At 53.5% G+C, this 22,429-nt stretch carries 19 protein-coding genes; 4 read left to right on the forward strand and 15 right to left on the reverse strand.

Annotation, left to right across the window (positions count from 1 at the left end; translation table 11 throughout):
• Positions 1-28 precede the first annotated feature (28 nt).
• From Q3V30_RS12260 to Q3V30_RS12325, 14 genes are all read right to left on the reverse strand, one after another.
• Positions 29-1,078, reverse strand: coding sequence for a protein-glutamate methylesterase/protein-glutamine glutaminase (locus Q3V30_RS12260; protein WP_306206032.1), 1,050 nt, complete (start codon positions 1,076-1,078; stop codon positions 29-31).
• Positions 1,078-1,950 (reverse strand): protein-glutamate O-methyltransferase CheR, encoded by an 873-nt coding sequence (gene cheR / locus Q3V30_RS12265; protein ID WP_306206034.1) that lies wholly within the window; start codon positions 1,948-1,950, stop codon positions 1,078-1,080. Before cheR ends, Q3V30_RS12260 begins: the two co-directional genes overlap by 1 nt.
• Positions 1,951-1,983: 33 nt before the next feature.
• Complete coding sequence (locus Q3V30_RS12270; RefSeq protein WP_306206036.1) at positions 1,984-3,582, reverse strand: methyl-accepting chemotaxis protein; 1,599 nt, start codon at positions 3,580-3,582, stop codon at positions 1,984-1,986.
• Between the two features lie 47 nt (positions 3,583-3,629).
• Entirely contained in the window at positions 3,630-5,309 is a 1,680-nt protein-coding gene (locus Q3V30_RS12275) for a methyl-accepting chemotaxis protein (protein ID WP_306206038.1), read from the reverse strand.
• Positions 5,310-5,421: 112 nt separating this feature from the next.
• Complete coding sequence (locus Q3V30_RS12280; protein WP_306206040.1) at positions 5,422-7,092, reverse strand: methyl-accepting chemotaxis protein; 1,671 nt, start codon at positions 7,090-7,092, stop codon at positions 5,422-5,424.
• 245 nt (positions 7,093-7,337) lie between these two features.
• On the reverse strand, positions 7,338-7,835 hold the full coding sequence (cheW, locus tag Q3V30_RS12285) for a chemotaxis protein CheW (RefSeq protein ID WP_306206042.1): 498 nt from the start codon (positions 7,833-7,835) through the stop codon (positions 7,338-7,340).
• Positions 7,836-7,859: 24 nt separating this feature from the next.
• The gene (gene cheA, locus Q3V30_RS12290) at positions 7,860-9,842 is read right to left on the reverse strand and encodes a chemotaxis protein CheA (protein ID WP_306206044.1); all 1,983 of its coding nucleotides are present in this window, start codon (positions 9,840-9,842) and stop codon (positions 7,860-7,862) included.
• 10 nt (positions 9,843-9,852) lie between these two features.
• A complete protein-coding gene (gene motB, locus Q3V30_RS12295) occupies positions 9,853-10,890 on the reverse strand; it encodes a flagellar motor protein MotB (protein WP_306206046.1) in 1,038 nt (345 codons plus the stop codon).
• The gene (gene motA, locus Q3V30_RS12300; protein ID WP_306206048.1) at positions 10,887-11,774 is read right to left on the reverse strand and encodes a flagellar motor stator protein MotA; all 888 of its coding nucleotides are present in this window, start codon (positions 11,772-11,774) and stop codon (positions 10,887-10,889) included. Before motA ends, motB begins: the two co-directional genes overlap by 4 nt.
• 133 nt (positions 11,775-11,907) lie before the next feature.
• Positions 11,908-12,486 carry a flagellar transcriptional regulator FlhC gene (gene flhC / locus Q3V30_RS12305; protein WP_306206050.1) on the reverse strand — a complete coding sequence of 193 codons (579 nt, stop codon included), beginning with the start codon at positions 12,484-12,486 and terminating at the stop codon, positions 11,908-11,910.
• On the reverse strand, positions 12,486-12,839 hold the full coding sequence (gene flhD / locus Q3V30_RS12310) for a flagellar transcriptional regulator FlhD (protein ID WP_306206053.1): 354 nt from the start codon (positions 12,837-12,839) through the stop codon (positions 12,486-12,488). The genes flhC and flhD overlap by 1 nt, the downstream gene beginning before the upstream one ends.
• Before the next feature lie 983 nt (positions 12,840-13,822).
• Positions 13,823-15,253, reverse strand: a complete 1,431-nt coding sequence (otsA, locus tag Q3V30_RS12315) for an alpha,alpha-trehalose-phosphate synthase (protein WP_306206056.1) — start codon at positions 15,251-15,253, stop codon at positions 13,823-13,825.
• 4 nt (positions 15,254-15,257) lie between these two features.
• On the reverse strand, positions 15,258-16,037 hold the full coding sequence (otsB, locus tag Q3V30_RS12320; protein WP_306206058.1) for a trehalose-phosphatase: 780 nt from the start codon (positions 16,035-16,037) through the stop codon (positions 15,258-15,260).
• A gap of 404 nt (positions 16,038-16,441) precedes the next feature.
• Positions 16,442-17,623 carry a cyclic di-GMP phosphodiesterase gene (locus Q3V30_RS12325; RefSeq protein ID WP_306206060.1) on the reverse strand — a complete coding sequence of 394 codons (1,182 nt, stop codon included), beginning with the start codon at positions 17,621-17,623 and terminating at the stop codon, positions 16,442-16,444.
• 306 nt (positions 17,624-17,929) lie between these two features.
• Between Q3V30_RS12325 and umuD the strand changes: the two genes are divergently transcribed.
• Together umuD and Q3V30_RS12335 are read left to right on the forward strand one after the other, a co-directional pair.
• Positions 17,930-18,349: a translesion error-prone DNA polymerase V autoproteolytic subunit gene (gene umuD / locus Q3V30_RS12330; protein ID WP_306206062.1), complete on the forward strand. Its 420-nt coding sequence runs from the start codon at positions 17,930-17,932 to the stop codon at positions 18,347-18,349.
• A 156-nt stretch (positions 18,350-18,505) separates the two neighbouring features.
• Positions 18,506-19,618, forward strand: coding sequence for an alpha/beta hydrolase family protein (locus tag Q3V30_RS12335; RefSeq protein WP_306206063.1), 1,113 nt, complete (start codon positions 18,506-18,508; stop codon positions 19,616-19,618).
• Here the strand turns inward: Q3V30_RS12335 and Q3V30_RS12340 are convergent.
• On the reverse strand, positions 19,533-20,594 hold the full coding sequence (locus tag Q3V30_RS12340; RefSeq protein WP_306206065.1) for a helix-turn-helix transcriptional regulator: 1,062 nt from the start codon (positions 20,592-20,594) through the stop codon (positions 19,533-19,535). The two genes, Q3V30_RS12335 and Q3V30_RS12340, sit on opposite strands and share 86 nt — an antisense overlap.
• Before the next feature lie 168 nt (positions 20,595-20,762).
• Between Q3V30_RS12340 and Q3V30_RS12345 the strand changes: the two genes are divergently transcribed.
• Together Q3V30_RS12345 and Q3V30_RS12350 are read left to right on the forward strand one after the other, a co-directional pair.
• Positions 20,763-21,380, forward strand: coding sequence for a TetR/AcrR family transcriptional regulator (locus tag Q3V30_RS12345; RefSeq protein WP_306206067.1), 618 nt, complete (start codon positions 20,763-20,765; stop codon positions 21,378-21,380).
• A gap of 80 nt (positions 21,381-21,460) precedes the next feature.
• On the forward strand, positions 21,461-22,420 hold the full coding sequence (locus tag Q3V30_RS12350; protein WP_306206068.1) for an alpha/beta fold hydrolase: 960 nt from the start codon (positions 21,461-21,463) through the stop codon (positions 22,418-22,420).
• The last annotated feature ends 9 nt before the right edge of the window (positions 22,421-22,429 follow it).

The following is a 22,429-nucleotide window of genomic DNA, read 5'->3' on the forward strand; positions in this document are numbered from 1 at the left end:
TTTTGTAGCCCGCTGGACGGGCGCTGCGTTAAATACGTAATGCCTGTCCGGCGCTAATTTTGGTCAGCATGTGCTGACTGATTTGGTGAAGATCCACCACTTCACTGGCTCCCCCGAGGGCAATTGCCTCTCGTGGCATGCCAAATACGACACAACTTGCTTCGTTCTGGGCGATAGTCCAGGCGCCCGCTTTGTTCATGGCCAGCAGACCTGCGGCACCGTCGTTACCCATCCCGGTCAGAATCACGCCAACGGCGTTTCGTCCTGCGTGCTGCGCTACTGATTTAAACAGCACGTCCACCGACGGTTTATGACGGTTGACCGGCGGTCCTTCATTCAGCTTGACCTGATAGTTGGCGCCGCTTCTTGCCAGTTCCAGATGCATTGCGCCTGGCGCAATGTAGGCGTGGCCGGGCAGAATACGCTCGCCATCTTCCGCCTCTTTCACCGTGATCTGGCAGAGCTTGTTCAGCCGCTCGGCAAAAGAGCGGGTAAAGCCTGGCGGCATGTGCTGCGTAATCAGCAGTGCCGGGCTGGTGGCGGGTAACGGTTGCAGCACATGCCTGATCGCTTCCGTACCGCCGGTCGAAGCGCCAATAGCTATCAGCTTTTCACTGCTCAGCAGCGGCCCCGCTTTCAGCATTACCGGCGTGGCCTGTGGCCCGCGCACGTGCAGCTTGGCTCTGGAGGCGGCGCGCACTTTGTCCGCTATCATCTGGCTGTAAGCCAGCATCCCTTCACGGATGCCCAGCGACGGTTTAGTGACAAAATCGACCGCACCCAGCTCCAGCGCGCGAAGCGTGACTTCCGAGCCTTTACCGGTCAGGGAAGAGACCATCACCACCGGCATAGGCCGCAAGCGCATCAGCTTTTCCAGGAAATCGAGTCCGTCCATACGCGGCATTTCCACATCCAGCGTCAGCACGTCCGGGTTAAACTCTTTGATCAAATCCCTTGCCACCAGCGGGTCTGGCGCCGAAGCCACCATCTCCATATCTGCATGGCTGTTTATGATTTCCGTCATCAACTGACGCATCAGCGCAGAATCATCTACGCATAACACTCTGATTTTTCCCATTATCTTTCCTTAGTCAGTCCGTAGACTGTCTGGCCGCGCAGATAAAACTCTTTACTGATCTGGCTAAAGTTCTCTGAATGTCCGGCAAACAGGATCCCGCCGGGTTTCAGCATGGGGACAAAGCGCCTTAAAATCTTTTCCTGCGTCTCTTTATCGAAATAGATCATGACATTGCGACAAAATATGGCGTCAAACGGTCCCGGCAGCGCCCACTCATTGCCCAGCAGATTGAGCTGCGCAAAGGTAATGCTGTTCGCCAGCTCCGGCCGGACTCTGACCATGCCTGAATGCGGGCCGGTGCCACGGAAAAAGAACTTTTGCAGCTGCTGAGGCGAGAGCGTACGTAGCTCTTCCTGGCGATAGACGCCGGACAACGCCTTCTCCAGCACCTGCGTGTCAATGTCACTGGCATGTACCTGAAACTTGCCCGGACCTGCTCCCAGCGTCTCGCTCAGCGTCATGGCGATGGAGTAAGGCTCCTCGCCAGTCGACGCTGCCGCACACCAGACGTTAAAGCTGCCGCTGCGCCGTTTGGCATGGTCTGCCAGAATCGGGAAGTGGTGCGCCTCGCGGAAAAACGCCGTCAGGTTAGTGGTCAGCGAGTTAATAAAAGCCTGCCACTCCGGGCTGTTGGAATCGCTCTCCAGCAGCGCAAGGTAACGACCAAAATCGTCTATGCCTAACATCCGCAAGCGGCGAACCAGGCGGTTGTAAACCATTTCTCGCTTATGATCGGCGAGAACGATGCCAGCGCGCTGGTAGATCAACTGACTGATACGCTTAAAGTGCGTATCGGATAACGGCAGGCGCTGAACCATCTGGGACAGCAGCGTGGCGTTCTCCTGCGGTGCTAACAACGTCGATTTTTTCATGTAGGGCTACCCTGCAAAGTACTGATTAAGGGGTTAAAACACAGCTATATTCCCTGTATGCCGATCCAGACCTGTTAGCGCATCCCCCGCGTCCAGTGAAAATCTCGTCACTGCGTTCGTCAGGTGTTCGGCTTGTGCTTCAAGGGCTTCTGTGGCTGCTGCCGCTTCCTCTACCAGCGCGGCGTTCTGTTGTGTCACCTGATCCATCTGGCTGACCGCCTGAGCGACCTGCTCAATGCCCCGGCGCTGCTCGTCCGATGCCGAAGCAATCTCACCCATGATGTCGTTCACGCGGGTGACGGACTGCACGATCTCTTCCATCGTTTCGCCAGCCGAGGCGACCAGTTCTGCGCCCTGATCGACGCGATTAACCGAGGCTTCAATCAGCGCTTTAATCTCTTTTGCTGCCTGCGCGCTGCGCTGCGCCAGGTTGCGAACTTCGCCAGCGACCACGGCAAACCCTCTGCCCTGCTCACCCGCGCGGGCCGCTTCCACCGCCGCATTCAGCGCCAGGATATTGGTCTGAAACGCAATGCCATCAATCACGCCGGTGATATCGCCAATTTTCTTCGAGCTGCTGGCAATCTCACTCATGGTGGTGACCACCTTGCTGGTCAGCGTGCCGCCTTTGTGTGCGGTGGTTGAAGCCTCTTTCGCCAGCTGAGAAGCCTGACGGGCATTCTCGGCATTGCCGGTTACTGTCGCCGTTAGCTGCTCCATGCTGGCCGCTGTTTCTGCCAGGGACGCCGCCTGCTGCTCGGTACGGGAGGACAAATCATTGTTGCCCGAAGCGATCTCACGAATGCCGGTTTGCATCGCATTCGTCCCATCCCGCACGCTGCTCACCGTTTCCGCCAGCGAGCGCTGCATCGCCTGTAAACTCATAAACAACTGGCTCAGCTCGTTGCGCCCATGCGCCTCGATTGTGCCGCCCAGGTTACCAGAAGCGATGCGTTCAAAATGACCGCGCATCCTGGAGAGAGGCGCAACCACCGCCTTGCGAACCCACCAGACCCCACCGAGCGTGACCAGCACCGAGAGCAGCACCGCCATGGCAAAGATCACTTTTGACTGATTATAAAAACCTTCACTCGCCTGATTAGTATGCTCACGCAGCACATCGATATGCTTCATCCAGCGGTTGTACTGCACCTGAAACTTGTTCTGAACGCCCTGCGTGGGCGAATCCAGGAAGTCCTGCAGCTGATAGTTCTGCAGGTAAGCGATCAGTTGCGAAAGTTCATGCGCGTAATCGTTATAAACACCGGTCATCGACTTCTTCAGTTCGACGCCTTCCGGGGTTACCACCGGGATAGCATCGAATTGCTTAAAAGCTTTATCGGCAGTATTCAGATCTTCCTGAGCCTTACTCATCAAACTTGTGACCTGATCGCGCGGTAAGCTCAGCGCGGCGCGGGTTCCCGCACGGCTCAGCGTCACGCGGGCGCTCAGTAAGGCGGCCCAGGTTTCTCCCAGCGCTTCACGCTGGTTACTGCTTACTTCCACTTCCTGTAAATTGCGGGCATCCAGACGGAACGAGTTAAACGACAGCCCGCTGCCCACAATTTGCATCAGACAAAACAGCCCCAGCAAAAAGAAGATTGCGGTAGAGATACGAATACGACTAACCATCAAAACCTCCGGGTGTTGCCGCCCAATCTGAGCGGCAAATAAGTGCGTCAGAACGTTTCCCAATTATCATTTGAAGCAGGCGCGGCAAGCGCTTTCGGTAAGGCTGCTGCCGGCTTCAAAAGTGGGTTTTTATTTGCCTTACTGCTATTAACGGCCTGGATGACATTTTCTTTACGAATTCTGAACACCGCGACCGCCTGAGTGAGTCGGCTGGCCTGCTGTTCCAGCGCAGCAGCGGCTGTAGCGGACTCTTCCACCAGCGAGGCGTTCTGCTGCGTTACCCGGTCCATCTCCGTCACGGCGGTACCAACCTGGTCTATCCCTTTGCTCTGCTCATCTGACGCAGAGGCGATTTCACCCATGATGTCCGTCACGCGCGTGACCGCACTGACGATATCCGCCATGGTTTCACCGGCGCTCTCTACCAGCACGGAACCGGTATCAACGCGGGCTACGGAATCCTCAATCAGTCCTTTAATTTCTTTCGCTGCCTGGGCACTGCGCTGCGCAAGGTTACGCACTTCGCCAGCCACTACCGCAAAGCCACGCCCCTGCTCACCCGCACGGGCAGCTTCAACGGCGGCGTTCAGCGCCAGGATATTGGTCTGGAAGGCGATCCCGTCGATCACGCTGGTAATATCGGCGATCTTTTTCGAGCTGCCGGCGATCTCATTCATGGTTTTCACCACGCCATCCACTACCTTGCCCCCTTTTTGCGCTGTCTCAGAGGCGCTCAGCGCCAGCTGTGAAGCCTGACGGGCGTTTTCGGCGTTCTGCTTCACGGTCGCGGTGAGCTGCTCCATGCTGGCCGCCGTTTGCTCCAGCGAGGCAGCCTGCTGTTCGGTCCGGGAAGAGAGGTCGTTATTGCCTGCGGAGATTTCACTGGCACCGGTATAGATAGCGTCAGAGCCGTCGCGCACATCGGTTACCGTACGCACCAGCGCCTGCTGCATATCACGCAGGCTGTCGGCAAGCTGCGTCATCTCGTTGCGGCCATGCGATTCAATAGACTGCGTCAGATCGCCGCTGGCGATATGACGGATATGATCGATATTGGTTTTTAACGGACGCAGCAGAATTTTGTAGATACCGCTCCAGGCCAGTGTAATCACCGTCAGCGTGATAATCAGCACGGCCAGCAGCAGCCACAACGTCTGCTGATACGCTTTCTGGTTGGCTTCGACGCCGTTGGCAGTGAGCTGGTTATTGGTCTCCAGCCACTCGTTATAGGTTTTCTCGAACTGGTCCTGATAACTCTGGGTCGGCTGGGCGACAAATTCAGCAAAGCGCCCGGCCTGCATCGCCACTATCAGCTCACCTAACGCATCGTGCAGCTGTTGATAATCGGCCTGCAGTCTCTTGACGTTTTCAGCCGATTTGCCCTTTTCTGACAAATTAGCGTTAAACACCGCCAGCGATTTATCCGCATTGCCGAGATCTTCCTGCGCCTGGGTCATCAGTTCTGCCACCGTGGCACCCGCGCCCGTCTGGCTGGCATCCTGCAGATAACGTATCCCGGCACGGTTCAGCGTATTGCGCGCCTGCACCAGTGAAACCCAGGATGTCCCCATCGCCTGCTGCAACGTCCGCAACTGCTGATTGAAGGCAAAATTGTCTTTGTCATTTTTGACCGTACTGAAAAACAACCCGCCCGTACCCAGCTGCAGCAGTGCAAACAGCACCAGCACGCTGACGAGGCCGGTAACAACCCTTATACGCTTGAACATGATTACCTCTGAATGAACAACAATTGGCACTGTTATCGGCACGGCGGGGGGGAACTTTATGCAGCTGTCCACCGATTGCCCGGCGGACAGCTCTGTTGCAGGTTTTCAGAAATTAAAAGGTTTCCCAGTTGCCTTCTGAGGCGACAGGCGCAGCGGCCTTACGCGCCGTGGCCTGAGCCGGACGGATGAGAGCGGGCGTTCGCAGCGCTGGCTTGATGCCCTGCTCTTTACGCACGCGGAATACGGCAACAGCCTGGGTCAGACGGCTCGCCTGATCTTCCAGCGCGGCGGCGGCGGTAGCTGACTCTTCCACCAGCGAGGCGTTCTGCTGCGTCACGCGATCCATCTCAGTTACGGCGGTGCCAACCTGGTCAATGCCTTTGCTCTGCTCATCTGACGCAGAGGCGATTTCGCCCATGATGTCAGTCACGCGAGTAACAGCGCTGACGATATCCGCCATCGTTTCACCCGCTGTCCCTACCAGGGCGGTGCCGCTGTTTACGCGAGTAACCGAGTCTTCGATCAGGCTTTTGATCTCTTTCGCTGCCTGTGCGCTGCGCTGAGCCAGATTGCGCACTTCACCTGCTACCACGGCAAACCCACGGCCCTGCTCACCGGCACGTGCGGCTTCTACCGCGGCGTTCAGTGCCAGGATGTTGGTCTGGAAAGCAATGCCGTCGATCACGCTGGTAATATCAGCAATTTTTTTGGAACTTCCGGCGATATCGCTCATGGTTTTCACCACGCCATCCACCACTTTTCCGCCTTTCATTGCCGTTTCAGAGGCGCTGAGCGCCAGCTGGGACGCCTGACGGGCGTTTTCCGCATTCTGCTTCACGGTGGCAGTCAGCTGCTCCATGCTGGCAGCGGTCTCTTCCAGCGAAGCGGCCTGCTGTTCGGTACGGGCAGAAAGATCGTTATTCCCTGCGGCAATTTCGCTGGCGCCGGTATAGATAGCGTCAGAGCCGTCGCGCACATCGCTGACGGTACGCACCAGCGCCTGCTGCATCGCCTGCAGGCTGGCTGCCAGCTGCGCCATTTCATTACGGCCTTCCACTTCAATCGTGTGCGTCAGGTCGCCGCCTGCGATATGAGTGATATGGCTAATGCTGGTTTGCAGCGGCGTGATCAGCACTTTACGCAGACCAACCCAGCAGAGCGCAATCAATGTCACCACCAGTACCATCACCGCACCGATCACCCACAGCATAGTGTTATAGGCCGCTTCGTTATCCGCCACGCCCTGCACGGTGATCACGCTCTGCGCATTACGCCAGGCGGTATAGGCCGTCTGCATGTCGTTTTGCTTCTGCTCAATGTTCAGCTTGAACATCTCGGTAAGCTGTTTATTGCCCAGCAGATCCAGCATCTGCGACAGCGCTTTTGAGTAAGCATCGTAGTTGCTTTCCAGGTTGGAAATCACTACCGGAGCCAGTCCTTTGGTGTTGGGAAGGTTTTTATATTTTGTATAATATTTATCCGCATCCGCCAGTAAACTTTTACCCTGTTCGCTGATATCGGTCAGAGAGGCGCTGTTGATGCTGTCAGCCGTTTCGCTCTGCAGGCGCAGCATGCCGCGGTTTAGCGTGATACGGGTCTGGTTCAGCGCAATCCATGCGTCGGTAAATGCCGCCACGTTGTCACTGGAGGTTTGTGCAATGGAGAAATTGTCTTTATCGCTGGTCAGTGCGCGAATAAACAGACCGCCGGAGATCAGCTGCATGGAACCGAAGACCAGCAGCACTAACAGCAGACTGGTGACCACTTTGATGCGTGTAAACATAGGGAGCCCTTGGTGTATTAAATGGAACAACATAAGATCTATCGGCGCGGAATTTTGAAACTTTATGTGGCAAAGGTGGGTTTTATAAGAGATATATTTTGTTATTTAAATCAAAGAGCAAACATTACTTTAGGATTTTGTAGTTAATTAAAGCGGCAGCTGGCGGGGTAATCGCCCTAGTTTCACCTTAAAAAAAGGGCCGTACGAGTTACGTACAGCCCTCTTTTAACGGTATGGCGCAGCCATCAGGCGCTGCGCAGCACGTCCACCAGCGCCATCTCTTCGCTGTTCAGCAGTTTCTCAATATCCACCAGGATCAGCATACGGTCGCCCAGTGCGCCGAGACCGGTCAGGTATTCGGTAGACATGGTGACCGCGAACTCCGGAGAAGGACGGATCTGATCGGTAGTCAGCGAAAGCACGTCAGAGACGCCATCCACTACGATGCCCACCACGCGCTGCACCAGATTCAGCACGATCACCACGGTGTTTTCGTTATAATCCACATCCGGCTGCGCAAACTTAATGCGCAGGTCGATGATTGGCACGATAACGCCGCGCAGGTTAGTCACACCTTTGATAAATGAAGGAGTGTTGGCAATACGGGTCACCTGGTCGTAACCACGGATCTCCTGCACCTTCAAAATATCAATGCCATACTCTTCGTCACCCAGCGTAAACACCAGGAACTCCTGGCCTACGGTTTCGCCAGCAAGTTTAGTGACAGTTGCCATTCCAGTCATAGTTCTACCCTTAATCGGTTAAAGTCAGGCCGCGGCTCCCGCCACACGCTTTTCACGGTTGAGAGACTGCAGTGCCGAAACATCGACAATCAGCGCCACGCTACCATCGCCCAGGATGGTGGCCGCAGAGATACCGGGCACTTTGCGATAGTTGCTTTCCAGATTTTTTACCACTACCTGGTGCTGTCCAATCAGCTGATCTACCAGCATTGCATAACGCTTTCCGGCGCTTTGCAGGATCACCACGATGCCCTGAGTCGCTTCGGTTTTTGCACCCTGCACGTCGAACACGTTCCACAGCTCCACCAGCGGCAGGTATTCGCCACGCACTTCCAGCACGCGCTCGCCTCCGGCCAGCGGATGCAGATCATCAGCCAGCGGTTGCAGCGACTCCATCACAGCATTCAGCGGCAGAATAAAGACTTCGTTCGCCACACGTACCGACATACCGTCAAGGATGGCGAGCGTCAGTGGCAGCAGGATACGGATGGTGGTGCCTTTGCCCTGCTTAGAGGAGATCTCGACATGGCCGCCCATCTCCTGGATATTTCGCTTCACCACGTCCATGCCCACACCGCGGCCGGAGACGTCGGTCACCTGCTCCGCCGTTGAGAAGCCAGGGGCGAAGATCAGCATGCCAACCTCTTCATCGCTCATCGACTCGCTGACCGGCAGGCCGGACGAGAGCGCTTTGGCGAGAATACGTTCACGGTTCAGGCCCGCACCGTCATCCACCACTTCAATGCAGATGTTGCCACCCTGATGCTCGGCGGAGAGCGTCAGGTTGCCTACCGCGTCTTTGCCCGCGGCCAGGCGTTTTTCAGGTGACTCGATACCGTGGTCCAGGCTGTTACGCACCAGGTGGGTTAACGGGTCAATAATGCGTTCGATCAGGCTCTTATCCAGTTCGGTAGAACTACCCTGCAGGGTCAGCTCTACCTCTTTGCCGAGCTTGCTCGCCAGGTCGCGAACCAGGCGCGGGAAGCGGCTGAAGACATACTCCATCGGCATCATACGGATGGACATTACTGATTCCTGCAGGTCACGGGCGTTACGTTCTAACTGCCCCATGCTGTTCAGCAGGTCGCCATGCGCCACCGGGTCCAGCTCGCCTGAACGCTGCGCCAGCATAGACTGGGTGATCACCAGCTCGCCCACCAGGTTAATCAGCTGATCCACTTTTTCCACCGCAACGCGGATGCTGGTAGATTCACTGGCTTTCGGCGCGGCCGCTTTTTTCGGCGCTTCACGTTTCACGGCAGGCGTGATGTCGCTGACGGTTGCCAGCGGCGCAGAAGGTTCTTCAACCGGCTCTTCGACCACCACTTCCGCTACCGGCGCAGGGGCACCGGCGGCGGGGAATTTGATTTGCGACTCTTCAATCACAAAGCAAAGCACGGCCACGATATCATCCTGACCTGCGGAGGAGTCCAGGGTGAGTTCAACGGAGGTTTCACCCTTCACCACGTCAGAAACGGTGCCCAGATTGCCTAGCTCTTCCAGCATCAGCGGGATTTCGTTCGGCCTCAGATCAACCAGCGCCAGCCTCAGACCGGCGGCCGGTGCGGCTGCCGGGGCAGCTGCAGTCGCCAGCATTTTTGGCGGCTCAATCACCTCACCCTTGGCTTCCAGGGCCAGCTGACGCAGCATCTGACAGATGTATTCAAACGTCTCGGCATTCGGTTCCGTGGCGGTCTTATAGGCATCCAACTGTTCCTGCATAATATCTTTAGTTTCCAAAAACAGGTTGATGATATCGGTGCTCAGCTGCATTTCGCCGCGACGAGCACCATCGAGAATGTTTTCCAGAATATGCGTGGTTTCCTGTAATACAGTAAAACCAAAGGTCCCCGCTCCGCCTTTAATTGAGTGGGCCGCACGGAAGATAGCGTTAAGCTGTTCCGAATCGGGTTCCTGCGGGTCTAATCCCAGCAGGTGTTGTTCCATGTCGGCCAACAGTTCGTCGGCTTCATCGAAAAACGTTTGATAAAAATCGCTGATATCCATGCTCACGGGATCACCTCTGCTGTGAGTCGCGATCGGTCTGAACCGCTGGTGTTAGCTTAACCGGGGCTACTGCTCCCGGCGTCGTTTTATCACCCGCTGGCCCAGCCTCTGAAGGTTGAGGGTCAGGGTTTTTTGCTGCTCCGGACGGTATAGCCGGGGCAACGATTTCTTTAAGCGTGCCCGGATCGTTGCCGATCTGCGTCGCGTCGCTTTCCGCATTTTCTTTCTCAATCTGCACTTCGGTGTCATGGTTCAACACCAGCAGACTGATTCGACGGTTCACAGCATCATCCGCGCCGCGGTTTTTTAATCTCATGGTATCGGCCATGCCGACCACGCGCAGCATCTTGCCGCTATCCAGCCCACCAATCACCAGCTCACGCCGCGAGGCGTTAGCACGATCGGCTGACAATTCCCAGTTACTGTACCCACGGTCACCATTGGCATACTGAAAGTCATCGGTGTGGCCGGCCAGGCTGATTTTGTTCGGAATATCATTAAGGATCGGCGCGATTCCCCGTAAAATATCGCGCATGTACGTCTCCACTTCGGCGCTGCCGGTTTTAAACATCGGCCGGTTCTGGCTGTCGATAATCTGGATCCGCAGGCCCTGCTCCACCATATTGATGATCAAATGGGGACGCAGCACTTTTAGTCTTGGATCCGCTTCTATCAGCTGGTCGAGCTTTTCACGCAGACGGTTCAGACGAATGTCATCCAGCTTGCGTTTCTGCGCATCCATATCCATGACCTTCTGCACTTCTCCCTTTTTCTGCGTCACATCTTCTCCGCCGCCCGGGATTACGCTGACGCTTTCACTGCTGCGCGTGCCGCCGGTGATGGCTACTTTCAGCGGCGTTTTAAAGTATTCCGCTATGCTCTCACGCTCTGTGGGTGTGGAGATGGAGATCAGCCACATCACCATAAAGAACGCCATCAGTGCGGTCATGAAGTCGGCATAAGCAATCTTCCATGACCCGTGCCCACCCTCATGGCCTTTGTGCTTCTTTTTCTTAACCACAATAATGGGGTGATTGTTATGCTTCATGCGTCTTGGTCCGAAGTCTGTTTCGCGGGTGATTTCGCGTTACGGACGTGCTCCTCCAGCTCGGTAAACGACGGCCTGTCGGTTGAGTAGAGCGTTTTACGGCCAAACTCAACGGCAATTTGCGGCGCATACCCATTCAGGCTTGAGAGCAACGTCACTTTTATGCACTGCATCATCTTGGTGGTTTCAGCACACTTCTGCCTTAACACACCCGCCAGTGGAGAGATAAATCCATAGGCCAGTAAAATACCCAGGAACGTTCCCACCATCGCATGGGCCACTGAGGCGCCCAGCTCTGCCGCGGGACGGTCGGCGGCGGCCAGCGTATGCACCACCCCCATTACCGCCGCCACAATCCCGAAGGCTGGCAGTGAATCCCCTACCGTTTGCAGTGCCGTCGCCGGGACTTCGCATTCGTGTTCGTAGGTTTCAATCTCTTCATCCATCAGCGCTTCGATCTCAAAGGCATTCATATTGCCGCTGACCATCAGTCGCAAATAGTCGGTAATGAAGTCCACCAATCTTTTATCGGCAAGAATGCGCGGGTAATTAGCGAAAATTTCACTTTCCTGCGGACTTTCAATATCCCCTTCCAGTGAAAGCATCCCCTGCTGACGGGATTTCGCCATCAGGCGATAGAGTAAGGCCATCAAATCCATATATACGGCTTTGTTATATTTCGCGCCGCGCATTAATAAAGGCAGGGATTTCACCGTGGCTTTAATCGCTTTACCATTATTGCCGACAATAAAGGCACCGATGCCCGCGCCGCCGATAATCAAAAGCTCTGATGGTTGATAGAGCGCACCCATGTGCCCCCCTACCATTGCATAGCCCCCCAACACCGACCCGAGAACCAGGACATACCCTAAAATAATTAACACAAGCGATCCTTACGTCTGGTGACGTGTGGGTTAAAAATGAACCAGAGGGAGTCAGGCTGTTTCACCGGGCGTGGGCAAAAAAAAAGCAGCGGTTATTAACCGCTGCTGGATTCATTCCACGTGGTGAACACTATTAAACGGCTTGTTTAACCTGTTCATCCAGCAGTTGTGAAATGTTATCGGCAGATTCTACGATAAGTTTACGTCTTTTTACCGCACGAGATGGCGGCTGGCACAGGCTGCAGACAAAGCTGCCGACTGGCTGATGTGCATGATTAATAAAGCTGCCGCCGCAGCATTTGCAGTCGGACAATTCAAGCATTCCGCTCTCAACAAACCGGACTAAGGTCCAGGCGCGTGTCAGCGCCAACAGCGGGCCTTCGTCCTGTTGCGGGCATTGCTCGAGATAGAGTCGGTATGCCTTGATCACGGCATCCACACCCTTGCTCAACCCGCTTTTGAGTAAAAACTGCCAGGCGTTACAGAACATCGTGGAGTGGATGTTCTGCTCCCAGGTCATAAACCAGTCGGTTGAGAAAGGCAGCATGCCTTTCGGCGGCGGACTGCCGCGCAGTTCTTTATAAAGCTTAATTAAGCGGCCACGGCTTAATTGCGTTTCGCTTTCTAACATTTGCAGGCGCGCGCCCAACGAAATTAACTCCATCGCCAGCTGAATATCACGCGCTTCCTGAACAATACTTTTCTCGCTCATTAACTCGCCCTCTTTTTCGGCAATTCGTCAGATTTCCCTGACACGTTGCGTAATAAACGGCTGGATAACAGAATGCCGGTATGGATTTGCTGTAAATCATCCACGCGGGACTCTTTTGTTAAGCGAGTAATCGTATTATGGTCATTAAAACGGAACTGGCAAACTAACTGATTGGTTTCAGCCAGCTTCACCATTTCTGGCAGCGTCAGCTGCGACAGTGCATCAGCCATCGGCTCATCAATGCCCAGACGAAACATTGCAGAGGCTTTTTCCTGGTTAATAAGGCGTTGCGCAAGCAATAAATAAGACAAGTTGATGTCGTAAATATGTTTGAGTAATTCTGATGTACCCATTTTTCTTTCCATCCTGACTGACGCTACTTAAACGTTTGCGGATTGCGCCGCTACCTTGGTTGCTGCTGGGTAATTCTAAAATGGCAAATAATTAAGTGGCAGAAGCCAAACGTTTGCGAAGCTGCCAGCTGCCTTAATCGCTGCTGTGCAGAAAGTAGTCATTAACTCATTTTGCCAGTTACTGCTTCCGGTCTTTATTCTCGTTTCCTGCCCTGGCTTTAGGATTTTTCCTGCTGCCTTTTAGGACTATTCCGAAAACAAGGCAACTCTATCCCCTCTGATTTCGACATACAACGAGAGCCAACCGAAATTTTAGATAAAGTGTGACGCAGGTCACACTTTTGGGCTAAATTAACTAAAATAACTCTTCAGCATTGCTGTTGGTTAGTTCACTAACTAATCAATTCCCCCCTTTTTTGTTAAATTTTATGCTCAGGCACACATTTCCAAATGAAAATGATTCCGTTTACGAGTATTAAAGGGAACGGCGGTGTGATTAAGATCAATATCAGCTGAAGTTCCTGTGCTGACAAAAATAAACAGAATTTTGTGCTGGATTGAGGCGATTGGCAGTGGATAGAGAATAGTCACATTCAGTGACTGTCAGCTCTGTATATGATGACTGAATTGTGACGTAACACAGATTTTTAACAGCAAGCGATAACGTTCCGTAAGCCTTGCCAGGCTTGTGTTCAGGGTGTGAAAAGGGATGTAACGGGGAGTAACATAAGGGATACGAATGTTTTGGAAGGGATTTTACTTTTCACACTCAGTATCGGCAGGCGCCGCTGATTCTTTAGGTGAAATGCCATTTTTTCGTTATTTTTCTTATTAATGGCTCTTTTTATGACGCATTTAAGACAGAGGTCTCAATTTTTAGCTGATTTTTGCATAAAAAAAGGGCGATCTGAGATCGCCCTTAGAAAGTCTGGCACAACTTATGCTAGAGGAGCAGAAGTCGCCCTTGTTGCGGATGGCATAATTTATGCCAGCCGTGGGAAAGCAGCCACTTTACCGCCCTCTCCATGCTCCGCGTTACGGGGCGCTATCGCCTCTAAATCCTTAAGATAACTTTTACGCCAGTGCGTAATATCATTTCTGCGTAATACCGCCATCATGTCGTTATAGCGGGAAATACGCTCATTCAGCGGCATCGTAGCTGCCTGATTCAGAGCGGCAGCGACTTCGTCACGATCGTACGGGTTAACAATCAGCGCAGAGGTCAGCTCATTAGCAGCACCGGCGAAGCGAGAGAGCACCAGCACACCCGGATCGTCCGGGTCCTGTGCCGCGACATATTCTTTCGCTACCAGGTTCATGCCGTCACGCAGCGGCGTCACCAGGCCAATATCCGTCAGACGGAATATTTTCATCAACAGCCGACGATCGAAGTGCTGGTTAAGGTAGTAGAGCGGTGTCCATCCCAGCGTGCCGTACTTACCGTTAATGCGCCCTGCTTCCGTTTCCAGCTGATGACGGATGTCCTGATAGGCCTGCACATCCCCGCGCGAAGTAGGAGCGATTTGTGAGTAACGGATCTTACCGCGGTGTTCCGGGTAATTTTCCAGCAGCGCTTCATAGGCAAGGAAACGTTCAGGCAACCCTTTGGAATAGTCGAGACGTTCGCAGGCAATGATATTTTTGGCATCGCCCAGATCTCTTTTCATCGCCGCCATTTTTGGTGGCAACGGCCCTTCGGCCATCTCTTTAATGCTGTCCGGCTCAATCCCGATAGGATAAACCTCGGTAGCAAAAGTATTGCCAAAGGCGCGGTGCTGTTTGCCGCTGGTCTGCAGCTGCGTCATCAGTGACAGGCACTCCAGGAACGCGGTGCGGTCACTCTCCGTCTGGAAGCCCAGCAGATCGTAATCGCAAAGCATCTCCAGCAGCTCGTTATGCGGCGGCAGCGCGTTGAAAATTTCAGGCGTCGGGAACGGGATATGCAGGAAGAAGCCAATCCGGTTGGTTACCCCCAGCTCACGCAGCGCGGCAGCAAAAGGCAGCAGATGGTAATCGTGGATCCAGAGAATGTCGTCTGGCTTCAGGAAAGGCAGCAGGCGTTTTGCCAGCATGGTGTTCACGTTGCAGTACCCTTCCCACGCTTCACGCTGGAAATTCACTAAATCCAGACGGTAGTGGAAGGCGGGCCAAATCACCGCGTTAGAGAACTGCAGGTAATAGAGGTCATAATCATTCTGATTCAACCCAAACGAGGCGTAGGTGACGTTGTCCTGTTCAAACAGGCTCATCTCCTCGTCATCTTCACCGATTTCATTGATTTCGCCGTTCCAGCCAAACCACAATCCACCGGTGGTTTTCAGGGCATCCATAATTCCCACGGTCAGACCACCAGCGCTGGTTTTTGACCCATCGGGTACAGCGATGCGGTTAGATACGACTACTAAGCGACTCATAACCTTAACTCCTTACCGACGTTGTTTCGTCTTGATCTAATTGTAATAGTGTTTGTTCCAGCCAGTGATACACGGCGTTAACATCCGCCAGCCGCGAAGTCGCTTCTGTCGGACCCTCGCCCACTTTAATGGTGATGCCGTCCAGGGCATTAATCACGGTAAAACCGGCTTCGTCTGTCAGATCGTCGCCAATAAAGACGGGCGTTCTGCCAGCAAAAGGAGGCTGCTGCATAAAATCGTTAATTGCAGCGCCTTTATTCACGCCTTTCGGCTTCAGCTCCACCACGCATTTGCCTGGTTGCAGCGCCAGCATAGGGAACCGTTCGGTCATCGCTTCAGCCAGGGCGAGGATCTCCTGCTGATAGTGCTCCGCGCGACGATAGTGCAGCGCAAAGGCCATTCCTTTGGTTTCAAGTTGGGTATCGGGCATCTTTGCCATCGCTTCGCTCAGCAGTGCTGAGAGCGAGCTGGCAACCTCATCCGGCAGGGAGAGACGTTCAAGGTGATTTTGAGCATCCCGGCGTTCAGCGCCGTGGACGCCTGCCAGAGGAAGATGGAGAGGAGAAGCGAGCGCGTCCAGTTCTGCTATCGGACGGCCGGAGACCAGTGCCAGCGCACCGTTCGATAACCGGGCCAACTGGTCAAGATGAGCAATAACCTGCTCTGGGATAAACACTTCATCTGGTCGGGACTGGATTGCAGCCAGCGTCCCGTCAACATCAAAGAAGAAAGCGTACTGTCCGCCCACGGCTAACCGGGGACCGGACTCATTCTGGGTGTTCAAAGTATTCCTCCTGATTGAGTATGTTACGGCGCTACGTTAAGCAGGCACCCGATAAACGGGCTGGGACAGAAAAACCTGTATGACCCCAACGCACGAGGAAAACGCAACATTATCAGTATTCAGTATAGTGGCCGATGCCGATTTTGCCAGGCGAAACGGGGCAACCGGTCTGGATCTGGTGATACAGACTGGCAAATCACTGGAGAAAAATACATAGGATAAAGGCGAAATGTTTCTCTGTATGGCTCGGGAAAAGTAGAGGCTGGGCCAGAAAGGCTTGTATGACAATAGTGATGCAGCGTAGGGAGTTAAGGAGACGTAAGGATGATGGGCAGAGGGAAGGTCAACGCTATGAGAAATTCTTTGCAGTTAAGCGATAAGGTAATGCGCAGTTTGGCCACCGCTCAGGCTACCGGTGCCATCCACAGCGCATCAGGGTTCATCCCCTTCCACTGAGCGGACTCTTCCGGGCCGGTAATGCTGTCCCAACAAAATCGATCTGAGAGATCGACCTTTTCCGGCGAGATTGTCTGGTTAGTCACCAGCGAATAGAAAGCGCAGACTTTCGGCTGCAGCAGGGAACCGCCACCGGGTTCTGCAACCACGGCAATGCGCCCTGAAGCCAGGCGAACCACCGACCCTACCGGATAGATGCCTACCGCCTTCACAAAGGCATAAAACACTTTACGATCGAAATGCCCATCCCAGCTCGCCATCTGATGCATGGCGCTGGCAGGGTTCCAGCCAGCCTTGTAAGGCCGGTTTGAGGTAACAGCATCATAAACATCGCAAACGGCAGCCATCCGGGCCAGCAGCGAAATGTCGTTGCCCTTCAGCCCGTGCGGATAACCGCAGCCGTTTACCTTCTCATGATGATGTAACGCCACATCCAGCAAATCCTCGTCGCCGCCGCTTTTACGCAGCAAGGCTTCACCGATGATCGGATGTTGCTTCATAGTATTGAATTCTGCCTCGGTCAGCTTGCCCGGCTTGTTGAGGATATCCAGGGGGATGCCCGCTTTTCCGACATCATGCAACAGCCCGGCCATGCCCGCCCGCCGCACCTGCTCTTCATTCAGCTCAAGCTGCCGCGCCAGAGAGACCATCAACGCACAGACCGCCACTGAATGCAGATAGGTATAGTCGTCATGGGTTTTAAGCCGCACCACGCTCAGCAGAGCCGCCGGATGCCGACTGATCGATCCGCCAATTTCATCCACCAGCGGCAGCGTACTGTCCGTGTTAATGGTTCTGCCGAGCCGGGCATCGCTGAACATACCCATCACTCGCCCTTTGGCATTCTGGCAGATCGCCTGCGCCTGCCCGAGCTCTTCATACATACTGAGCGGGCCAGATGAGGTCATGCCCGGATCGGATCCGGCCCCGGTTTCAGCTTTATCAGGGCCGCGACCTTTAGCCAGATCTATCCAGACCTCTTTGATGCCGTTCTCTGCAATGATCTGAATCTGCATATCGGTAGTGAGTAGCATATGGTTACGCACCAACGGGTGCTTGAGCCAGAAAACTTCCAGCTTATGCACATACATTCCGAGCCGCAGTTCCTGTACCTGAATTCGCTTTATCATCCTCTGCCTGTTCCCCCTGTTCCTCCCTTCAACACAGGTATCGGCCCTGGCGATAAAACCTTCAGTAGATGCGCTGGCTGAAGGCACTTTTTACGGGATTTTTACAAATTACCCGCTGCACTATGCAGTCTGGAACTCATCATTCTGCCTGCGGTTGTCTCAGCAGAGGGGACGGAAAACGGCTGTCGGACAAGCGCTAAATGTTCTCAGGGAACAGGAGGGTAGAAATTTTTGCTTATGAAGCACTTGCTTGCTTGGCGCGATTGATAATACTGTATAGATACACAGTAACATTGAGTAATAATAATGAATATCTATCAGCTGGCTGAAACCCCGCTTTCCCTGGCTTTGCCCCTCTATGTCGAACGCGTGGCCTGCGGCTTTCCCAGCCCCGCCGCAGACTATGTTGAGTCCAGAATTGATTTGAATGAGCTGCTGGTCAGCCACCCCAGCGCCACTTACTTTATCCGTGCTGCCGGGAATTCGATGATCGAGGGCAATATTAACGATGGCGATCTGCTGGTGGTGGACAGCTCGTTGAAGCCGCAGCATGGCGACCGGGTGATTGCTGCCGTTGATGGCGAATTTACCCTGAAGAAGCTACAGCTGATCCCCTGCGTCAAACTGCTCTCCATGAATCCCAGCTATCCGGCCATCGATATTAATGATGAACAGGGCCTCAACATCTTCGGGGTGGTTACTTATATTATTTATGCGGCGCGGTAGTTTCATCTGTCATGAGCTCCTGATGAAACTAAGAAGCGGATTATTAGCAGAGTAGAGAAAAATCATTCTGTTTCGCCGACCTGAATCGTGTTTGAGGTCGAGGGATGAGTCAGTGAACTGATAAAAAAGGCTTTTATCACTCATTCAGGAACAGTTATGAACCGTTTTTATTTTGTGATTCTTTTGCTTTTGATAGTGAATACCGAGCTGCACGCTTCTGTAGGTTTTCATCAGTCAGTGCTGATTTCTCCCGGAGAACGTACGCTCTCTGTCACAATGTGGTATCCCATACAACTTGAGAGCGGGCTTAAGCCTGTAGGAGAGAACGCGGCGTTTTATGGCGTTGATGTCATCACTGACGCTCCACCGGGGCCCGAAAAACACCCTCTTGTCCTGCTCTCCCATGGTTACGGTGGAAGCTGGCGTAACCTTAGCTGGCTTGCAGCGGCGCTTGTAGCTCAGGGGTATATAGTTGCCGCTCCCGATCATCCTGGAACCACCGCGCTAAACAAAAATCCGGCAGAAGCCTCCAGGCTCTGGTTAAGGCCGCACGACTTGACCCGCGTATTGAACTATCTATTGGCAAATGCCACTTTAGTAGGCAAAATTGATGATAAACGTATTGCCGCAACAGGCCATTCCCTGGGAGGCTGGACAGTCATGGCTCTTGCAGGTGCCAAATTTTCACCCACGCAATTCCGTAGAGAGTGTAAAAAAACATCGTCGGTCACAGTGTGTAATCTGCAGAAGAAATTGGGATTGAATACCCCTGATGCCGATCGGCATTTTGCCGCAGCCCTGGCAGACCCACGGATAAAGTCGGTGATAGCGCTGGATGCAGGGTTGGTGCGTGGCTTTACCCAAGCAAGCCTCTCTCACATAACAATCCCTGTTTTACTTCTCGCAGCCGGAAATAATATTGCGGACTTACCAGCCCATGACGAGTCCGGTTATCTGGCCAAGTATCTTCCTCCCTCCCTGGTCAAGTTTAATATTATTCCCGATGCTTCCCATTTCAGTTTCATGCAACTATGCAAACCCAATGCTGCACAACTAATAGATAAAGATGCCCCAGGAGAGGGAATTATCTGTCGTGATGCTACGCAACGTAGCAGAGCAACACTCCATCAAGAAATCCAGCACCAAATCATCGATTTCCTGGCGGTATCCCTGAATTATTGTCCTATAAAGTCTCAGGGATCTCTGGTGGACAAGCACGGCGGTATTCTCCAGGATTCATCCCAGCTGTCCGTAAAAATTCGCGATTAAAGTTAGACTTTGTCCGAAAACCCGATTCATCCATAATCTCAGTTACCGTAAGGCTGGTGGTTTTTAGCAGACGCTGGGCCTCTACAATACGGTAACTATTTATCATCTGTGAAACGTTACGATTCTGGACGCGATTAATAGCCTGAGAAATTCTTCTGCCCGGAATAAGAACCTTTCGTGCCAGACGCTCAAGCGTAAGGTCGGGATCGCGATAGAGACGCTGCGCAATGATGAAATCATTGACCTTCTGACAAATAATATTGTCCTCTTCGACATTAGTCACCTGACTGGTTTCAGTAACGTTTTCCAACTGGCTTGTTTCAGGAGCCTGTTTCAGTTCTCCTTCCTGTACAGGCTGGCTTTGCCCAACTTTAACTAAGAGTGTAGCCAGAAAGATCAGAACAAATAACTGCCCTGTAATGACCATGGTTAACACATGCTGGCCCGCATAGAGTGTGAAATCAAACGCTATTACTAAGTCACCTATTCCTGAAAAGCACAGTAGAACACCAACCAGAGAAGCTACTTTTTGTATTTCGGGTGCCTCGCTCAATCGGCTCAAGCTAAAAATGTCTGCTCCTCTATTCGCTATTCTGATGAGAGCTACACCAAACAGGAGGCTTAAAGTGGCGATAAAATAATCAACAGGAAAATTCCGTAAAGGGAAGAAAACCAGGCCTCCTGTTGCAATAATGATTAGCCCAAACAGTACCCAGAAGCGCCACTTACTTACCGATATTAAAGAACGAAAACTATGCCAGGCTAACAGTGGAAGCGTACAGGCCAGTATGGGTTGCAATTGACGTACATGCTGAAAGTTTCCGCTCCAGCGCAAACCAACCAACGTAACCATAGCGATGCAGGCAACAATAAAAAAAAGTGCCGGCCTGAGGGCTCGATCTCTTTTCATGGCTAACCTGATAAATACCATTACTAGCATAATTGCAGTGACAAAAGGTAAGGGAATGGCTGGCATAAACATTTTCCGGTGATGAACTGAAGACTCTTTTACCTGTAAATTTTTTCTTTTTCACGCCATTATGAATGCTGATAGCAATAAAATTTCTTTTCATCATATTCCCCTTCTTGCCATCCCGCCCACGCTGTGGCATTTTGGAAACAATCATTTCCCTATTGGATTGCTATGCGCCACTCATCTTCCCCTCTCCGCGAAAGTAAAGAGCGCGGTCGGCCCAGAGCCTTTGATACCAACCTGGCGCTGGATAACGCCATGCTGGTGTTCCGGCAGAAAGGGTTTCATGCCGCCTCCATTGCCGATTTAAGTGAGGCGATGAACCTGACCGCGGGCAGCATTTATAAAGCGTTTAAGGATAAGCGAACCCTTTTTCTTCAGGTGTTTGAACGCTATACCTCATTACGTAACGCTACGCTGCGGCAGCGGCTGGAGAAGCTGCCCACCGCACGGGAACGGCTGGCGGATCTGCTCAGGTTCTATCTGGAGTCCGCTCATGATGTGGAAGGCCGTCGCGGCTGTCTGGTGGTCGGCAGCGCTACAGAACTGCAGGTGCTGAATCCGGCGCTGGCCGATCTGGTTCAGCAAGCCGTGATGCGCAACAAAAGTGCGCTGCTCTCGCTGTTAACCCAGGCACAGCAGGAAGGCTCAGTCTCCCCCGCCCTGGAGCTGGAAACAGTTGCTGAAGTGATGCTCTGCCTCACCTTTGGCATGCGCGTGGTAGGCAAAACGCAAAACCTGACCAACAGAGAGGCGATCGTTACGCTCGCGATGAAGCTGCTCGATTAAAAATTTACCCATTTAGGAAATAATCATTTCCTAATCAACCTTCTGCCTGAAGGCAGAACAGAGCCCCGTGAGGAGAGAAGATGAGTTCACAGTTAAAAGAGCCGGTTAGCGCTTCCCCCGTTCGCCACGCACAGGCAGAGCCTGTAGCTATCGCAGACGATACCCTCGCCGGTTTTGAACACCGCTACGCTACGGTTGATGGCGTCAGGCTCCATTATGTCATCGGCGGCAATCCTGAGGGGGAAACGGTAGTGCTGCTCGCCGGTTTCCCGCAGAGCTGGTACGCCTGGCGCAGCGTGATGGCATTAATGGGAACCACCTGGCGCATCATTGCCCCGGATCTGCCCGGCCAGGGCGACTCAGACCGGCCAGAGTCAGGTTACGACACGCGTTCGCTCGCCGAAAAGGTACATGGTCTGCTGGCCGCGCTCGGCATCAGCCGCTACTTTCTGGCGGCCCACGATGTGGGAGCCTGGGTTGCCTGGCCCTATGCGGCTCTCTACGGTAATGAGGTGAAACGCCTGGCGTTGCTGGATGCCGGCATTCCCGGTGTGACTCTGCCGGACGCCCTGCCCGTTACGCCCGATAAAGCCTGGAAAACCTGGCACTTTGCCTTTCATGCCATTCCCGACCTGCCGGAAGCGCTGATTGCGGGCCATGAGCGCCTCTACCTGGAATGGTTTCTGAAGCGTAAAACCGCCTGCCCGGACGTGTTTACAGAGCAGGATATTGAGGAGTACCTGCGGGTGATGATGCAGAACGGCGGCCTGCGCGCAGGGCTGGCTTACTATCGATCCGCTGCGCTCTCCGCTCAGCAAAACAAAGCCCTGCAGGCCAACGGCAAACTTACGCCACCCATTCTGGCAATCAGTGCCGGAGAGGGTTCAATTGCCGATATGGCGGCTCCGCTGCGCCCCTATGCAGAGGAAGTTTCCGGCGTGCTGGTTCCTTACTGCGGACACTTTATGCCGGAGGAGCAGCCGCAGGCGATCGCCCGGGAGCTGAGCCGCTTTTTTGCCGAAGCCAGGTTGCAAAAGTAAAACGATCGG

Origin of the sequence: Erwinia pyri (assembly GCF_030758455.1) — a bacterium.
In the GTDB taxonomy this organism is placed as follows: domain Bacteria; phylum Pseudomonadota; class Gammaproteobacteria; order Enterobacterales; family Enterobacteriaceae; genus Erwinia; species Erwinia pyri.

Bases quoted from the DNA above. Each gene is read 5' to 3' on its own strand.
- Q3V30_RS12340 (WP_306206065.1), bottom strand. From the start codon at position 20,594: ATGCCAGCCATTCCCTTACCTTTTGTCACTGCAATTATGCTAGTAATG.
- otsA (WP_306206056.1), bottom strand. From the start codon at position 15,253: ATGAGTCGCTTAGTAGTCGTATCTAACCGCATCGCTGTACCCGATGGG.
- motB (WP_306206046.1), bottom strand. From the start codon at position 10,890: ATGAAGCATAACAATCACCCCATTATTGTGGTTAAGAAAAAGAAGCAC.
- Q3V30_RS12270 (WP_306206036.1), bottom strand. From the start codon at position 3,582: ATGGTTAGTCGTATTCGTATCTCTACCGCAATCTTCTTTTTGCTGGGG.
- Q3V30_RS12325 (WP_306206060.1), bottom strand. From the start codon at position 17,623: ATGATAAAGCGAATTCAGGTACAGGAACTGCGGCTCGGAATGTATGTG.
- flhC (WP_306206050.1), bottom strand. From the start codon at position 12,486: ATGAGCGAGAAAAGTATTGTTCAGGAAGCGCGTGATATTCAGCTGGCG.
- Q3V30_RS12335 (WP_306206063.1), top strand. From the start codon at position 18,506: ATGAACCGTTTTTATTTTGTGATTCTTTTGCTTTTGATAGTGAATACC.
- Q3V30_RS12280 (WP_306206040.1), bottom strand. From the start codon at position 7,092: ATGTTTACACGCATCAAAGTGGTCACCAGTCTGCTGTTAGTGCTGCTG.
- umuD (WP_306206062.1), top strand. From the start codon at position 17,930: ATGAATATCTATCAGCTGGCTGAAACCCCGCTTTCCCTGGCTTTGCCC.
- cheW (WP_306206042.1), bottom strand. From the start codon at position 7,835: ATGACTGGAATGGCAACTGTCACTAAACTTGCTGGCGAAACCGTAGGC.
- flhD (WP_306206053.1), bottom strand. From the start codon at position 12,839: ATGGGTACATCAGAATTACTCAAACATATTTACGACATCAACTTGTCT.
- Q3V30_RS12350 (WP_306206068.1), top strand. From the start codon at position 21,461: ATGAGTTCACAGTTAAAAGAGCCGGTTAGCGCTTCCCCCGTTCGCCAC.
- cheA (WP_306206044.1), bottom strand. From the start codon at position 9,842: ATGGATATCAGCGATTTTTATCAAACGTTTTTCGATGAAGCCGACGAA.
- cheR (WP_306206034.1), bottom strand. From the start codon at position 1,950: ATGAAAAAATCGACGTTGTTAGCACCGCAGGAGAACGCCACGCTGCTG.
- Q3V30_RS12260 (WP_306206032.1), bottom strand. From the start codon at position 1,078: ATGGGAAAAATCAGAGTGTTATGCGTAGATGATTCTGCGCTGATGCGT.
- Q3V30_RS12345 (WP_306206067.1), top strand. From the start codon at position 20,763: ATGCGCCACTCATCTTCCCCTCTCCGCGAAAGTAAAGAGCGCGGTCGG.
- Q3V30_RS12275 (WP_306206038.1), bottom strand. From the start codon at position 5,309: ATGTTCAAGCGTATAAGGGTTGTTACCGGCCTCGTCAGCGTGCTGGTG.